The organism is Streptomyces incanus, from assembly GCF_042656345.1.
In the GTDB taxonomy this organism is placed as follows: Bacteria; Actinomycetota; Actinomycetes; order Streptomycetales; family Streptomycetaceae; genus Streptomyces; species Streptomyces incanus.
In genome coordinates this window covers 1-14,215 of sequence record NZ_JBHSPC010000126.1, presented here as the reverse complement: position 1 = coordinate 14,215, position 14,215 = coordinate 1, and the positions used below count along the sequence as shown (strand labels likewise).

The following is a 14,215-nucleotide window of genomic DNA, read 5'->3' as shown; positions in this document are numbered from 1 at the left end:
CTGACACACGCACGGCCGCACCCGTGCCTGCTGCCGGGCGGGTGGAAGCAGACATTCACGTCGGGTGAATATCCGCGCAGGGCTCTTGGTTCCGGGCCTGCGATGGCCAACACTGAGCCGATGACGCAGCGTGTGGAGCTTGCGACCGTGCGGGACAGGCTGGCCGTGGACGAGGTCGTCACCGAGTACGCGGTGGCGGTCGACGACGGGGACTGGGAGACGTACCGAGGACTGTTCACGTCGGACGGGCGGGCCGACTACCGCTCGGCCGGCGGCATCGAGGGCGACGTCGGGAAGGTGGCGGCCTGGCTCGCGGAGAGCCTGCGGGTGTTTCCGATGCGGCAGCATCTGATCGTGAACCGGCGGGTGCGCTTCGGGGTCTGGGAGCAGGACACCGGTGACACCGCCCGGGTGCAGGCGGACTACGTGAAACCGATGGGCGCGGTTGCCGGTGGCGGGGACGGGTCCGCCGCGCCGGATTTCGTGTGCGGGGGGCGGTACGCGTTCGGGATGCTGCGCACGGACGAGGGCTGGCGGTTGCACGAGGTGGTCGTGCGCGAGAAGTGGCGGTGCCTTCCCGCCCGGTCCGCGGCACCCGTGGTCCACTGAGCCGACACGCCCTGTCCCGGATCTTGTCCGGGGCGCACACTGGAGGCACGCACGGGGCAGGGAGGCGCCGTTGAAGACGCTCGGCCACTGGCTCGCCTCCCCGTGGGGGCGCTCGGCCGTCGCCGCGGTCGCGGGTGCCCTGCCCGTACTGGCCTTCCCGGCGCCGTCCCTGTGGTGGTTCTCCTACGTCGCGCTGGTGCCGTGGATCGCGCTGGCGCGCACCGCGCCCACCGGCCGCCGCGCCGCGTTCGACGGCTGGTGGGGTGGGTTCGGCTTCATGCTCGCGATGCACCACTGGCTGCTGCCGAACCTGCATGTGTTCACGTTCGTCCTCGCGGCCCTGCTCGGCCTCCTGTGGGCGCCCTGGGGGTGGCTGGTGCGGCGGCTGCTGGGCGGGGTGCCGTCGCGGGGGCGGGTCACGGCCGCGCTGGTCGTGCTGCCGTCGGCCTGGTCGGCCGTCGAGCTGGTCCGTTCCTGGGAGGCGCTGGGTGGCCCCTGGGGCGTGCTCGGTGCGAGTCAGTGGCAGGTGACGGCGGCGCTGCGGCTGGCGTCGGTCGGCGGAGTATGGCTGCTCAGCTTCCTGGTGGTGCTGCTGAACGTCGCCGTGGCCGTGCTGCTCGTCGTGCGGCAGGCGAGGGTGCCTGCCGTGGCCGGTCTGGTCGCCGTGGGCGTGGTCACGTCCGTCGCATGGGTGGGAGCGTCTGTCGCGCAGGTCGACGGCCGGACGAGGATCGCGGTCGTCCAGCCGGGCGTCGTCTCCGGGCCGGACAGTGCGGACCGGCGCTTCGATCGCGAGGAGCGGCTCACCCGCCGACTCGCGGGCCAAGGCGTCGACCTGGTCGTCTGGGGCGAGAGCAGCGTCGGATTCGACCTCGGCGCCCGGCCCGACCTGGCGCGGCGGCTCGCCGCGCTGTCCCGCACGACGGGCGCCAAGATCCTGGTCAACGTGGACGCGCGGCGCTCCGACCGGCCCGGCATCCACAAGAGTTCGGTGCTGGTCGGCCCCGACGGTCTCACCGGGGACCGGTACGACAAGATGCGCCTGGTTCCGTTCGGGGAGTACATCCCGGCCCGCTCCCTGCTGGGCTGGGCGACGTCCGTGGGTGAGGCGGCGAGCGAGGACCGCAGGCGCGGTACCGGGCAGGTGGTGATGGGCGCGGGCGGCGGGCTGCGGATCGGCCCGATGGTGTGCTTCGAGTCCGCTTTCCCGGACATGAGCCGGAATCTGGCCGATGACGGTGCCGATGTCCTGGTCGCCCAGTCGTCGACGTCGACGTTCCAGCAGAGCTGGGCGCCCGAGCAGCACGCCTCGCTCGCCGCGCTGCGCGCCGCCGAGACCGGGCGGCCGATGGTGCACGCGACGCTGACCGGTGTGTCCGCCGTCCACGGCCCGGACGGCGGACGGGTCGGGCCGTGGCTCGGCACGGACGCGAGCACCACGCGGGTGTACGACGTCCCGCTCGCCCACGGCACCACGCCCTACGTCCGCTTCGGCGACTGGCCGCTGCACGCGGCGCTGCTGTTCCTGGCCGCGTGGGGGGCCACCGAGGGCGTACGGGCCGTGCGGCTCAGGCGGCGGCCCGCTCCTGAACCTCACGCACCACACGCTCGCACAGCTCATGGGTCGCCAGCGCATCCCGGGCACTGAGCGTCCTGCCCTCGCCGACCGCGTCCAGGAAGGCGAGCACCACCTGCTCGATTCCGCGCTGACGCGCCACCGGTACCCAGTCGCCGCGCCGGCGCACGGTGGGCCGGCCCTTGTGGTCGATCACCTCGGCGAGGTTGACCACCTGCCGCTTGGTGTCCTGGCCGGAGACCTCGAGGATCTCCTCGGCCGAGCCGCTGAGCCTGTTCATCACGCCGAGGGCGGTGAAGCCGTCCCCGGCGAGCTGGAGCACCACATGGTGCAGCAGCCCGTCCTCGGTGCGGGCCCGCACGGTCACGTCGTCGATCGGGCCGGGAACCAGGAAGCGCAGGGTGTCGACGACGTGGATGAAGTCGTCGAGGATCATCGTGCGCGGTTCCTCCGGCAGCCCGATCCGGTTCTTCTGCAGCAGGATCAGCTCGCGCGGGTGGTCGGCGCACTGCGCGTAGCCGGGGGCGAAGCGCCGGTTGAAGCCGACGGCGAGGCTCGTGCCCCGCTTCTCGGCGAGGGCCACGAGGCGCGCGGAGTCGGCGAGTTCGTAGGCGAGCGGCTTGTCGACGTACGTCGGTACGCCCGCCTCGAGCAGCCGGGTCACGATCTCCGGATGGACCCGGGTCGGAGCGTGCACGAAGGCGGCGTCGAGATCCTGGGCGAGCAGGGCGTCGAGGTCGGCGTGCCGCTGTCCGGGCGGGAGGTGGAGGCCGTCGGCGACGCGGGTGAGCGTCGCGGGGGTGCGGGTCTGCAGGTGCAGCTCCACGCCGGGCCGGGTGGCGAGCACCGGAAGGTAGGCCTTCTGCGCGATGTCGCCGAGTCCGATGCAGCCGACCTTCACGGGGTGTTCTCCTCCAGCGGTTGCCTGTCACGGGCACGGCCGCGGTCACTGGCTCCGTCACCGCCGTGACCGTCACAGCCGTGATCACTGTCGTGGTTCTGCCCCGAAGGATACGGCGTCCGACGTCGGCGGCCGCCAGGAGGCGACCTCGTCGAAGCTCCTCAGGAGCAGTCCCGGGACGGTCCTCGAAAGCACGGCGATCACGGTGTCGCGTACGGCGATCCCGGCGTGGTCGGTCATCAGGTTGAGGCGGGCCGCCTTCACCGCCCGGCGGGCGATGCCGGTCGTGCGGGGCAGCCGGTCGGCGGTGTACGCGGGCAGGTCGTCGGCACGGTGGGCGAGGGTGACCGCGTCCTCGACGGCCTGGTTGCCACCCTGGCCGAGGGTGGGCGGCATCGCGTGCGCGGCGTCACCGACCAGGGCGACCCGGCCGTGGTGGTAGGCGGGCAGCGGCTCGGCGATGTGATGGACGTCGTGCCGCAGCACGTCCTCGGGCCGGACGGCGGCCAGCACGGCGGGGATCGGGTCGTGCCAGTCGCCGTAGCGGCGCAGCAGTTCGGCGCGCTCGTCGTCGGCGGCGTTCTCCCCGGCGGGGGCCAGGGCGGCGGCGTACGCGTAGACGCGACCGTCCTTGAGCGGATGCGTGCCCCAGAGACGGCCCGGCCCCCAGGTCTCGTGCGAGGCGAACCGCACGCCGGACAGCGGGACCACCATCCGCCAGGTGGTGAAGCCGGAGTACACCGGTCCGGGGTGGTGCGGGAAGAGCGCGTGGCGCACGGCGGAGTGGATGCCGTCGGCGGCCACCACCAGGTCGGCCTCGAGTTCGCCGTCGGCGGTGCCCACGCGGGCGGGCCGAGCGGGGTCGCCGGGGTCTCCCGGATCGACGAGGTGCGCGGCGGCGGCCGTGCGGACGGTGTCCGCCGGGACCTGTCCGGCCAAGTGGTCGATGAGGGTGGCGCGGTGGAGCAGGACGAGAGGCCCGCCGAAGCGCTCGGCCGCGGCGTCCGCGCTGGACCGGGCGAGCCAGCGCCCGCCCGGGGCGCGCAGTCCCCCGTCGCCCTGCCAGGCGGACAGGGCGCGGATGTCGTCGCCGAGCCCGATGACGTCCAGTGCGCGCAGCGCGTTGGGGGCGAGGGAGATGGCGGAGCCGACCGGCTCGAGGGAGCCGGACCGCTCCAGCACGGTCACCCTCGTCCCGCGCCGGTGCAGGGCTGCCGCCGCGGTCAGACCGCCGATCCCCCCGCCGATCACGACGGCCCGCTTCACCTGTGCCTGCGCCATGGCTCCTCCGTAAGTTGTTAGGCGGCCCGGGAGGGCCGGGTGTGGCTTATGGCTTCTTGCCTTCAGTGGCTTCCGAGGAGTGGCCGCCCGGCCCTCCGGGGCACCCTGGCTGCTGATTGAGATGTGCGCGCTTCGTGCGGTCGCTGATTACGGAGATGACAGCGGGGTGTTCCTCGGGCCGACGGCAAGCCGTGCGGAACGAGGAGGGGCGAGTGAGCGAGCGACAGGCCCGGGTATGGGCCGGTGTCGATGCCGGTAAAGGCCACCACTGGGCTGCGGTGGTCGATGAGACCGGCGCGACCTTGTGGTCGAAGAAGATCGAGAACGACGAGACGGCGATCCTGGCCGCCATGGGCGAGATCCTGGACCTGGCCGACGAGGTGTCCTGGGCGGTGGACATTTCCGGCACGGCTTCCGCGCTGCTGCTGGCCCTGCTCGCAGCCCACGGCCAGCGGGCCGTCTACGTGCCCGGCCGCACGGTCAACCGGATGTCCGGCGCCTACCGGGGCGAGGACAAGACCGACGCCCGCGACGCCTACGTGATCGCCGAGACCGCCCGCCACCGCCGGGACTTCGCCGCCATCGACGTGCCTGCCCAGCTGGCCGCCGACCTGGCCCGGAACCGCGAACTGACCCTCGCCCGCTACGAACTGGCCCTGGAGGCCACCCGCCGCCCCGAGTTGCGGGCCCACTTCGACGCGGCCGGCGCCCAGTTCCGCGACCTGCTCACCGGCCTGGTCACCGGGCTCGGCTCCACGGATCCGGACCGGCACTCGCTGTCGCTGATCGCCTGGGCGGACGGGCTGATGTTCTCCTGCGTGGCCGGCTCGTTCAGCGCGCGCGTGCCCACCCTGGAGGAGGTGCGGGCGAGTCTGCGGGAGCTGCTGGACGGGATGCTCGCCGCCCGACAGACGCCTGACGACTGAAAAGCTCTGGCGGCGGACCTCCGCGACCGGAAAGAATGCGGGTATGACGACCCAGCGCCACGAACCCGCCATGGATGCCGACGACCGCACCATGCTGGAGGGCTGGCTCGACTACCACCGTCAAACCCTCGCCCGGAAGTGCGAGGACCTGACCGACGAACAACTGCGCACCGCCTCGGTGCCGCCGTCCGAGCTGTCCCTGATGGGGCTGGTACGGCACATGGCGGACGTCGAGCGCGGCTGGTACCGCAGGGTACTCGCGGGCGAGGACGCCGACCCGCTCCACTACAACGAGGCCGACCCGGACGGCGAGTTCCACCTCACCGGGGCGGAGACCTGGCAGGAGGCGTACACCACCTGGCAGGCCGAGATCGACATCGCCCGGCGCAACGCGGCCGGCTTCGGTCTGGACGACCTGGCCGCGGGGCGGCACCGGTTCGGCGAGCGGATCACCCTGCGCTGGATCCACACCCACATGATCGAGGAGTACGCGCGTCACAACGGCCACGCCGACCTGCTCCGCGAGCGGCTCGACGGTGCCACCGGCGACTGACGACAGCACCGGGCGGGCCGGCGGGGCGCGTCCCTGATCGCAGTACGCCCGCCTCCCCTCCGTTCTCCGGCCGGGGCCCGACCGCGCGTCACCCTCGGCACTTTCATGACCCCCGTACGGGGTCGGAGATCACCCTTGCGGGGCATCCTCCGCCCGTCCTCCGGCCCGCGGGCGGCCGGAGGCAGCAGAGTGACGTGGGTGCATCGAAAGACGACCACAGCAGCACTGCTGGTGACCGTGGCGGTTTCCGCTCTCGCGGGCTGTGTGACGGTTCAGCGTCCCCCCGCGCCCGGCCCACCCGCCGGCGCGGCCCGGTTGTCGGAGCCGCGCCCGGACGGCCGGACGCGGCAGGCGGTCCAGGCACCTGCGCGCGAGGCCCTGGAGATGATCGCTCCGTCGCGGCCCACGAAGCCGCCCGCGCCCTCCTCGCACCGTGCCACCCCCACGGCACCCGCACCGCAGCGGACCGCGCCGTTCGACGACCGGAACCCGCGGCCGGCCCCCGGCGGCCCGGCCGACGGCAGGGCCGTCCCACCACGAGCATCCGCCGCGGAGGTTTCCGAGGCCGCGGATGCGGTCCGCCGCGACCTGCGCGGGCGGGCGGGGGTATGCGCCCTGGGCAGGAAGTACGGCCGCTGGCCCGCGGACAGCCCGGAGGCGGCCATCTGCGAGGAGACGTACGGGCGTTGACCGCCGCAATGCCTGCCCTACGGACGCTGCCTCGGCGGCCCCCACCCCCCGGCCGTCCCGCGCTCCTCGTCCAGTCGGATCTCCATGCGCAGGATGGCGGCCCGGACCCTGTCGCCGTAGGTGTCGTCGGCGAGGACGCGGGCGGCGCCGCGGGCCCGGTGGAGGTGGGTGCGGGCGGCGTCGGGGCGGGCGAGCCGGGCGTAGTCGGCGGCGAGGTTGAGGTGCAGGGAGGGATAGAGGGCACGCACCGCGGGCATGCCCTCGTACCCGGCGGAGCGGTCGCCGGCGGCTTCGCCCTCTGCCTCGTTCGCTGCCGCCAGCGCCCTCAGGTCCCAGGCGAGTTCGTCCTCGGGGTCGTCCTGGGTGTCGGCCAGGTAGTGGGCGAGTGTGCAGCGGTGCATGGCGTCGCCGTGGGCGCCGATCTCCCTCCACAGCCCGAGGAGACGATGCCTCGCCTCCTCCCGGTCCCCCGCGTGGTGCAGCATCACGACCTGCCCGATCCGCGTCAGTACGGAATCCGGCGCCGCCTGCTTCTGCCCGTCCGCCACCACGCCCTCCGTACCGCTCGCCGGATCGTCGCTCCCGACGCTACCGGCAGGCAGGGGCGATCCGGGTCGAACCGCCCCGCGACGCACCGGACCGCCCCTGCCGCCGGGAACCGGGCGCGCCCCGGACCGGCGGGCGTCAGCCCAGGTTCGGGATGGTCCAGTCGATCGGCTCGTGGCCCTGCGCCGCCACCGCCTCGTTGATCTGTGTGAACGGACGGGAGCCGAAGAACTTCTTCGCCGACAGCGGCGACGGGTGTGCCCCCTTGACCACCACATGGCGGCTCTCGTCGATCAGCGGCAGCTTCTTCTGCGCGTAGTTGCCCCAGAGCACGAACACCGCCGGGTCGGACCGGTCGGCCACGGCGCGGATGACCGCGTCGGTGAACCGCTCCCAGCCCCGCCCCTTGTGCGAGTTGGCCTCGCCGCCGCGCACCGTGAGCACCGCGTTGAGCAGCAGCACACCCTGTTCGGCCCACGGCATCAGATAGCCGTTGTCCGGGGCGGGCGTGCCCAGATCCGCGTGCATCTCCTTGTAGATGTTCCGCAGCGACGGCGGGATCCGCACCCCGGGCCGCACCGAGAAGCACAGGCCGTGTCCCTGACCCTCGCCGTGGTAGGGGTCCTGGCCGAGGATCAGGACCTTCACCTTGTCGTACGGCGTCGCGTCCAGTGCCGCGAAGACCTCCTCGCGGGGCGGATGGACGGGGCCCTTCGCCCGCTCCTCCTCGACGAACTCGGTCAGCTCCTTGAAGTAGGGCTGCTGCAGCTCGTTACCCAGAACCCCGCGCCAGGACTCGGGCAGCATGGCGATGTCGGTCACGTCGACGTCCTCACGATTGCGGTCGCTTCCATGCCTCAGAACCTACAGGCGACCACTGACAACGAGCCCCCGGACCGGCTACCAGCTGGTCTTGCGAGAGAGCTGCCACATCATCATGATCGTCGACGGGTCCAGCGCCTGCTCCGCACCCGAGATGTCCCGGCTCGCCGCGACGTACTGCCGGCCCTGCCACAGCGGCAGCAGCCGCGCGTCGTCCACGAGGATCTGCTGGGCGTCCTCGAAGTCCTTCACGACGTTGCCGCGGTGGCTCTCCCGGCGGGACCGGGGCAGCAGGACGTTGCTGATCTCGCGCGCCTCGTAGGGCGTGCCGAGCGCATTCTGCTCGCCGATGAACGGGGCGATGAAGTTGTCGGCGTCCGGGAAGTCGGGGGACCAGCCACGCCCGAACACCGGGTACTCGCCCTTCTGGTAACCCTCGACGTACGTATTCCAGGGGCGGCTCTCGAGGGTGATCTCGAACAGCCCGGAAGCTTCCAGCTGGTGCTCCAGCTCCTGGAACTCCAGCTTGGTCTCGGAGCCGTAGCGGTCCGTGGTGTACCAGAGGGTGAGCGGCACCGGCTCGGTGATGCCCGCCTCGGTGAGGATCCGCCGGGCCTTGTCGACGCTGGGGTCGCCGTAGTCGTCGAAGAAGCCGGTGGTGTGGCCGGTCAGCCCCTTGGGAACCATCGAGTACAGCGGATCAACGGTGTCCCGGTAGACCTTGTGCGCGATCGCGCCCCGGTCGACGAGCTGGGCGATGGCCTGGCGCACCGGCTTCTTGCCCGCCCAGGGGTCCTTCGGGTTGAACACCAGGTAGTTGATGCTGGTGCCGACGCCCTCCACCAGCCTGATCTCCTCCTCCTTGGAGGCCTTGCCCTGGAATTCGACGACGTCGTCCGCGGCGAGACCTCGGTAGATGAGGTCGATCCCGTCCTCCCGCAGCGACTTGACCATCTCGGCGGAGTCCTGGAAGTAGCGGATCGTCACGGCGCTGTTCTGCTGCTCGGCATAGCCCTCGTACTGCTCGTTGCGGACAAGCCGGGCCTCGTTGCCCTCGTCGTACGACTGGAGGTCGTAGGGCCCGGAGCCGACGATGCCGGAGTCCTCGCGCAGGGCGTCGGCCGGGTATGCCTTCGGGGAGACGATCGACAGCGCCGGCGTGGCGAGCACGAACGGGAAGGTCGCGTCGGGCTTGTTGAGGTGGAAGACCACTTCGCGGTCGCTCGGCGCCTGCACCCGTTCGAGGCTGCCCAGCAGACCGGCCGGACCGCCGTTGACGTTGATCTTGCGGATACGGTCGACGGAGTACTTGACCGCCTTGGCGTCGAGCGTGCTGCCGTCGGAGAACTTCAGCCCCTCACGCAGTTCGCAGCGGAACACCTGGTGGGAGTCGTCGGAGAACTCGCAGCCCTCGGCGGCGTCCGGCTGGGGCGTGCTCGCGCCGATCGGGTAGCTCAGCAGCGTCTGGTAGATGTTGCGGAACAGCTCCCAGGAGCCGTCCCAGGATGCGGCGGGGTCGAGAGTGCTCGGCGGGCTGGTGGTCCCCACGACGATCGGCTTCCCGTTGTCCGGCGTGCCGGACGTCAGCACACCGCAACCGGTGGCCAAGGACGATATCGACGCGATGGCCGCCACCCCTCGCAGGCATCGGTTCCGTTTGAACACGCGCACGCTCCTCGATCTGCCGTCCCAAGAGTCGGCAGACGATACCGCGGTATTTCGTCCTCGTACCCTCCTTCGCATGCCCGTCGAGATCAACTCGTTGTAGATCATGTTGTCACTCTGCGTTGACTACGTTGTCATCGGTCCACCCGTCTTCGAAAACACCGGAACGGGCGCCGTTTCGTCAACGGACGCCCTTACCGGAATCATTGCGGCCCGCACCACAACGGCTCAGCACCCGCGGGCTCCACGCGCGCCGGGGCACCGCGCGCCGGGCTCAGCACACGCCGGCGTTCAGGAGGATGCCGCCGTCGATCACCAGGGTCTGACCGGTGACCCAGGCCGACTGGTCCGAGGTGAGGAACGCGGCGGCCCCGCCGATGTCGGACGGCACACCGAGCCGGCCCAGCGGGTAGGACGCGACGACCTCCTCCTCCCGGCTCTCGTACAGCGCTTGGGCGAACTTGGTCTTCACCACCGCCGGGGCGATCGCGTTGACCCGTACCATCGGCGCGAACTCGTGCGCCAGCTGCCCGGTCAGGTTGATCAGCGCTGCCTTGCTCACGCCGTACGCGGCGATGAAGGGCGAGGGCGCGACGCCCGCGAGGGAGGCGATGTTGACGATCGCCCCGCCGTTGTCCTTCTGCCAGGCGTGCCAGGTCCGCTGGGCGAAGCCGAGCGCCGAGATGACGTTGGTCTCGAACACCTTGCGCGCCACGTTCAGGTCGAGGTCGGCGATCGGCCCGAACACCGGGTTGGTGCCGGCGTTGTTGACGAGGAAGTCGACCCGGCCGAAGGCCTCCATCGTGCGCTCGACGGCGACGGCCTGATGGTCCTCGTCGTGCGCCTTGCCGGCGACGCCGATGACCCGGTCGGCGCCGAGCTTCTCGACGGCCTCCTTGAGGGTGTCCTCGTTGCGGCCGGTGATGCAGACGCGGTCACCGCGCGCCACCAGCGCCTCGGCGACACCGAGCCCGATGCCGCGGCTGGCCCCGGTGATCAGGGCGACCTTGCCCGAGAGTTCCACTGAAGTCATGTTCCCTGTCCCCTGGTCGTGCCTTGTCGAGTCGTTCCTTGTCGTCCCCGGGCCCGCCCGCGAGCGGCCCCCCGGCCGTCCCGGGCCGCACAGCGCGGTCGTGCGCGAGCTTGAGCGGTCCCGGGTCGCGGCGTTCCTCAGTCGAGCGGTCCGCCCGCCACGTACAGCACCTGGCCGGAGACGAATCCGGCGGCCTCACCGGTGAAGAAGGCGATGGCGTTGGCGACGTCCTCCGGCTCGCCGACCCGGGCCACCGGGATCTGGGTGGCGGCGGCGGCCTTGAAGTCCTCGAAGCCCATGCCCACACGGTCGGCGGTGGCCTTGGTCATCTCGGTGGCGATGAAGCCGGGGGCGACGGAGTTGGCGGTCACGCCGAACTTGCCGAGTTCCTTGGCGAGGGTCTTGGTGAAGCCTTGCAGGCCCGCCTTGGCCGCGGAGTAGTTGACCTGGCCGCGGTTGCCGAGCGCGGAGGAGGAGGACAGGTTGACGATGCGGCCGAAGCCGGCGTCCACCATGTGCTTCTGGCATGCCTTCGACATCAGGAAGGCGCCGCGCAGGTGCACGTTCATGACCGTGTCCCAGTCCGAGGCACTCATCTTGAAGAGCAGATTGTCGCGCAGCACGCCCGCGTTGTTGACCAGGATGGTCGGCGCGCCGAGCTCCTCGGCGATCCTTGCGACGGCGGCCTCGACCTGCGCCTCGTCCGAGACGTCGCAACCGACCGCCAGCGCCCTGCCACCGGCGGTGGTGATCTTCTCGACGGTGTCCTTGCAGGCTCCCTCGTCGAGGTCGATCACGGCGACCGCGCGACCCTCGGCGGCCAGTCGTACGGCGGTGGCGGCGCCGATACCGCGCGCGGCACCGGTGACGACGGCGACCCGCTGCTGCTCAGTGGTGGACATCGCTGCTTCTCCTCGACCTTGGGATGCGGCTCCTGCGACCCGCCCAGATGGGTGAGCGACCGCTTAGTACCTTCAGCAGACGTGACGCTAGAAGCCCTGGCACCCGGTGTCAACGGTCCACCCTGCTGTGTGATCCATTCCCCGGCCCGCCGGAACCGGGCAGACCACGTCCGCCCGGTTCCGTGCCCTGCCCGGGTCCCGCGAACACCACCCGATCGGCCTATAGCTGCGCGCCCCGGCACGGGGGCGCGCCCAGCGTCGAAGCGCAAGCCACTCGCGGCCGGAAAGGAGGCACATCATGCGCCGACTCACCGGTACCCTCGGCATGCTCATCGCGCTCGCCGCGACACTGCCGGTGGCCCACCCCGCTCACGCCCAGGACCTGGACTGCGCGGACTTCACCTACCGGGAAGAAGCGCAGGCCCTGTTCCATTTGGACCGGGGTGACCCCGACCGACCCGACGAGGACCAGGGCCCCGACGACAACGTCGCCTGCGAGGCCCTTCCCCGCCGTGGCGGCTCCCTCACCTCCTCCACCAGCGCTCCCCGTCCGGCGGCCACCACCGCCGCATCCCCGACTCCGACCGCACCCGCCACACCCGCGACTCCCCTCGCGTCGACGAGGGCCCCCCTGGTGACCGCCCCCGCCACGGTCGCGCCGACGCACGGTGTGGAGGGCGGGCTGGGCGTCTCGTCGGCCGCCGGACCGAACGACTGGGACACGGGAGTCGGCCCGGCCTTCGCGGCCGGCGTCCTCGCCACGACCGGTTACCGGGTGAAGCGCCGTCGCAGCTGACGCGCGGGTCGACACCCGTACGTCCGTACGCCGTCCCACTCCCGTGCACCTCTGAGCGGCGGGCCGCCGCAGCCTCCTGCTGCGGCAGCCCGCCGTGGTGGTTCGCCGTGGTGGTTCGCCGTGCCGGCCCGTCGGGTCAGCGCACAAGCAGGTCGAGCAGTCGCTGCACCTCGGCCGCCGGATCGGCGGTGAGCCCGGTGTGCACGGGACCGGGCTGGACGATGGTGGAGCGCGGGGCGATCAGCCAGCGAAAACGCCGGCCGGCGTCGTCGCCGGCAGCCTGACCCGCCGCGTCACCACCCGCGCACACCCCCTCGACGGCACGCAGCGCGGCCCGGACGCCGGCCAGGTCCACGAGCGGGTCGAGTGCCAGCAGCCGGGACGCGTCGAGGTGAGTGCCGGCCCCGACGAACGCCTCGTGACGGCAGTACACGATCACCCCGGCGTTGACGCACTCGCCCCGTTCGATCCGCGGCACGACCCGCAGCAGCGCGTACTCGAAGACATGCCGGTCGGTCCGGTCGATCCGGTCGCTGCGGTCGCTGCGGTCGCTGCGGTCGCTCACTGGTTCTCCTTCTCCCCGATACCGTGGACGCGCTCGTGGACGGTGGCCGCGCGGGCGAGCAGGGCGCGCGCGTAGGCCTGGCGGAGCTCGTCCGGCGTGTCGAATCCGGGTTCACCGGCCAGCCATACGTCGGGGATCTTTGCGGTGACCTCGGCAAGCAGGTCCGCGGTGACGTGCGGCGCGAGCTCCGCCGCCGCGGCGGCCACGTCCGGCCCGAAGGTCCTCATGGCATGATCGGAGGCGTCGTAGGGTCGGGCGACGGAGCGCTCCACACCGGGCCAGTTGTGGTGCCAGATCATGGTCGCGCCGTGGTCGATGAGCCAGAGTTCGCCGCCTCGGCGGAGCAGGTTGGGGTTGCGCCAGGAACGGTCGACGTTGTTCACCAGCGCGTCGAACCAGACGACCCGCCCGGCTTCCTCAGGGCTCACCTCGAAGGCGAGCGGGTCGAAGCCGAGCGCGCCGGAGAGGAAGCCCATGCCCAGATTGGTGCCCCCGCTGGACTTGAGGAGTTCCTGGACCTGTTCGTCGGGTTCGCCCAGCCCCAGGACCGGATCGAGTTCGACCGTCACCAGGCGCGGCACCCTGAACCCCAGCCGTCGGGCGAGTTCCCCGCAGACGATCTCGGCGACCAGGGTCTTGCGGCCCTGGCCCGCACCGGTGAACTTGAGGACGTAGGTGCCGAGGTCGTCGGCCTCGATCAGTCCCGGCAGCGAGCCGCCCTCGCGCAGGGGCGTGATGTAGCGGGTTGCGGTGACCTCGGTCAGCATTTCGCCAGGCTACGCGATCCCTTGACCTTGCAATCCACGACCTCCTCCGGACCACCGTGGTGCGGGAAGTCGGCCACGGTCAGCCCCGGGAAGAATCCGGGGAGTTTCGGCCGGCACACTGATCTCCCGGCTGCCCGAGCAGCCCGTCGATCGCTGTGCGCCCCTTACTCCCGGCCTCCGGCATGAAGTGAGCGTAGTAACCGAGCGTGACGGCCGGCGAGGAGTGCCCGAGCCATCGCGCCAACGTCACCACGGACTCCCCCGCCTCCGACATGATCGAGGCACAGGTGTGGCGCAGTACGTGGAAGCCGTCCTTCGGCGCGGCCTCCCACTGCCACTGCTTCGCATCCTCGGCACCCGGTGGAATGATCCCGGCCTCGGCGAGCGCGGGCTTCCACAGGGGTAGGTGTTCCACGTGTTCACGGCGATGGCGTCGCTGAAGCGCGCGATGAGCGCGAGGGAGAACTTCCTTGTCGGTCCGTCCGGCCCCGGCTTCCCCCATGGAAGCTCCCCTTCTCACGTCACATCGGCAGCGATGGGCACGGTGCTCAGTGACCGTCACGGTGACCAGGGGGATGTCGCG

The 14,215-nt window shown here is 71.6% G+C and carries 16 protein-coding genes; 6 read left to right on the top strand and 10 right to left on the bottom strand.

Annotated elements, in window-relative coordinates; translation table 11 throughout:
* The first annotated feature begins 120 nt into the window (after window positions 1–120).
* Both ACFP2V_RS33535 and lnt read left to right on the top strand, forming a co-directional pair.
* Window positions 121–609 carry a nuclear transport factor 2 family protein gene (locus ACFP2V_RS33535; RefSeq protein WP_381219049.1) on the top strand — a complete coding sequence of 163 codons (489 nt, stop codon included), beginning with the start codon at window positions 121–123 and terminating at the stop codon, window positions 607–609.
* A 70-nt stretch (window positions 610–679) separates the two neighbouring features.
* Window positions 680–2,257 (top strand): apolipoprotein N-acyltransferase, encoded by a 1,578-nt coding sequence (gene lnt, locus ACFP2V_RS33530; protein WP_381219048.1) that lies wholly within the window; start codon window positions 680–682, stop codon window positions 2,255–2,257.
* Here the strand turns inward: lnt and ACFP2V_RS33525 are convergent.
* Together ACFP2V_RS33525 and ACFP2V_RS33520 are read right to left on the bottom strand one after the other, a co-directional pair.
* A complete protein-coding gene (locus ACFP2V_RS33525) occupies window positions 2,178–3,086 on the bottom strand; it encodes a Gfo/Idh/MocA family protein (RefSeq protein WP_381219047.1) in 909 nt (302 codons plus the stop codon). The two genes, lnt and ACFP2V_RS33525, sit on opposite strands and share 80 nt — an antisense overlap.
* A gap of 84 nt (window positions 3,087–3,170) precedes the next feature.
* Window positions 3,171–4,367: an FAD-dependent monooxygenase gene (locus tag ACFP2V_RS33520; RefSeq protein WP_381219046.1), complete on the bottom strand. Its 1,197-nt coding sequence runs from the start codon at window positions 4,365–4,367 to the stop codon at window positions 3,171–3,173.
* 212 nt (window positions 4,368–4,579) lie between these two features.
* On the opposite strand from ACFP2V_RS33520, the gene ACFP2V_RS33515 reads away from it, so the two are divergent.
* The 3 genes from ACFP2V_RS33515 (at window position 4,580) to ACFP2V_RS33505 (ending at window position 6,536) form a co-directional block, all read left to right on the top strand.
* Window positions 4,580–5,293, top strand: a complete 714-nt coding sequence (locus ACFP2V_RS33515; RefSeq protein WP_381219045.1) for an IS110 family transposase — start codon at window positions 4,580–4,582, stop codon at window positions 5,291–5,293.
* A gap of 43 nt (window positions 5,294–5,336) precedes the next feature.
* Window positions 5,337–5,846: a DinB family protein gene (locus ACFP2V_RS33510; RefSeq protein ID WP_381219044.1), complete on the top strand. Its 510-nt coding sequence runs from the start codon at window positions 5,337–5,339 to the stop codon at window positions 5,844–5,846.
* A 198-nt stretch (window positions 5,847–6,044) separates the two neighbouring features.
* Entirely contained in the window at window positions 6,045–6,536 is a 492-nt protein-coding gene (locus ACFP2V_RS33505; protein WP_381219043.1) for a hypothetical protein, read from the top strand.
* Between the two features lie 17 nt (window positions 6,537–6,553).
* Here the strand turns inward: ACFP2V_RS33505 and ACFP2V_RS33500 are convergent, their stop codons facing one another.
* From ACFP2V_RS33500 to fabG, 5 genes are all read right to left on the bottom strand, one after another.
* Window positions 6,554–7,084 carry a hypothetical protein gene (locus tag ACFP2V_RS33500; RefSeq protein WP_381219042.1) on the bottom strand — a complete coding sequence of 177 codons (531 nt, stop codon included), beginning with the start codon at window positions 7,082–7,084 and terminating at the stop codon, window positions 6,554–6,556.
* Between the two features lie 136 nt (window positions 7,085–7,220).
* On the bottom strand, window positions 7,221–7,904 hold the full coding sequence (locus ACFP2V_RS33495) for a uracil-DNA glycosylase (protein ID WP_381219041.1): 684 nt from the start codon (window positions 7,902–7,904) through the stop codon (window positions 7,221–7,223).
* Between the two features lie 78 nt (window positions 7,905–7,982).
* Window positions 7,983–9,569, bottom strand: a complete 1,587-nt coding sequence (locus ACFP2V_RS33490) for an ABC transporter substrate-binding protein (protein WP_381219040.1) — start codon at window positions 9,567–9,569, stop codon at window positions 7,983–7,985.
* Window positions 9,570–9,843: 274 nt separating this feature from the next.
* Window positions 9,844–10,602 carry an SDR family oxidoreductase gene (locus ACFP2V_RS33485; RefSeq protein ID WP_381219039.1) on the bottom strand — a complete coding sequence of 253 codons (759 nt, stop codon included), beginning with the start codon at window positions 10,600–10,602 and terminating at the stop codon, window positions 9,844–9,846.
* Window positions 10,603–10,739: 137 nt separating this feature from the next.
* Window positions 10,740–11,504, bottom strand: a complete 765-nt coding sequence (fabG, locus tag ACFP2V_RS33480) for a 3-oxoacyl-ACP reductase FabG (RefSeq protein WP_381219038.1) — start codon at window positions 11,502–11,504, stop codon at window positions 10,740–10,742.
* A 298-nt stretch (window positions 11,505–11,802) separates the two neighbouring features.
* On the opposite strand from fabG, the gene ACFP2V_RS33475 reads away from it, so the two are divergent.
* A complete protein-coding gene (locus tag ACFP2V_RS33475; RefSeq protein WP_381219037.1) occupies window positions 11,803–12,300 on the top strand; it encodes an excalibur calcium-binding protein in 498 nt (165 codons plus the stop codon).
* 136 nt (window positions 12,301–12,436) lie between these two features.
* Here ACFP2V_RS33475 and ACFP2V_RS33470 read toward each other — a convergent pair whose 3' ends face one another.
* The 3 genes from ACFP2V_RS33470 to ACFP2V_RS33460 all read right to left on the bottom strand — a co-directional run bounded on the left by ACFP2V_RS33470 (window position 12,437) and on the right by ACFP2V_RS33460 (window position 14,047).
* Window positions 12,437–12,865 (bottom strand): DUF3037 domain-containing protein, encoded by a 429-nt coding sequence (locus ACFP2V_RS33470; RefSeq protein WP_381219036.1) that lies wholly within the window; start codon window positions 12,863–12,865, stop codon window positions 12,437–12,439.
* Window positions 12,862–13,632, bottom strand: a complete 771-nt coding sequence (locus tag ACFP2V_RS33465; protein ID WP_381219035.1) for a HipA family kinase — start codon at window positions 13,630–13,632, stop codon at window positions 12,862–12,864. The genes ACFP2V_RS33470 and ACFP2V_RS33465 overlap by 4 nt, the downstream gene beginning before the upstream one ends.
* A 79-nt stretch (window positions 13,633–13,711) precedes the next feature.
* On the bottom strand, window positions 13,712–14,047 hold the full coding sequence (locus ACFP2V_RS33460) for a tyrosine-type recombinase/integrase (RefSeq protein ID WP_381219034.1): 336 nt from the start codon (window positions 14,045–14,047) through the stop codon (window positions 13,712–13,714).
* Between the last annotated feature and the right edge of the window lie 168 nt (window positions 14,048–14,215).

What these genes read in the sequence shown, in the direction of transcription:
- ACFP2V_RS33475 (WP_381219037.1), top strand. Translation starts at nt 11,803, where the DNA reads ATGCGCCGACTCACCGGTACCCTCGGCATGCTCATCGCGCTCGCCGCG.
- ACFP2V_RS33485 (WP_381219039.1), bottom strand. Translation starts at nt 10,602, where the DNA reads ATGACTTCAGTGGAACTCTCGGGCAAGGTCGCCCTGATCACCGGGGCC.
- ACFP2V_RS33465 (WP_381219035.1), bottom strand. Translation starts at nt 13,632, where the DNA reads ATGCTGACCGAGGTCACCGCAACCCGCTACATCACGCCCCTGCGCGAG.
- ACFP2V_RS33510 (WP_381219044.1), top strand. Translation starts at nt 5,337, where the DNA reads ATGACGACCCAGCGCCACGAACCCGCCATGGATGCCGACGACCGCACC.
- ACFP2V_RS33520 (WP_381219046.1), bottom strand. Translation starts at nt 4,367, where the DNA reads ATGGCGCAGGCACAGGTGAAGCGGGCCGTCGTGATCGGCGGGGGGATC.
- fabG (WP_381219038.1), bottom strand. Translation starts at nt 11,504, where the DNA reads ATGTCCACCACTGAGCAGCAGCGGGTCGCCGTCGTCACCGGTGCCGCG.
- ACFP2V_RS33535 (WP_381219049.1), top strand. Translation starts at nt 121, where the DNA reads ATGACGCAGCGTGTGGAGCTTGCGACCGTGCGGGACAGGCTGGCCGTG.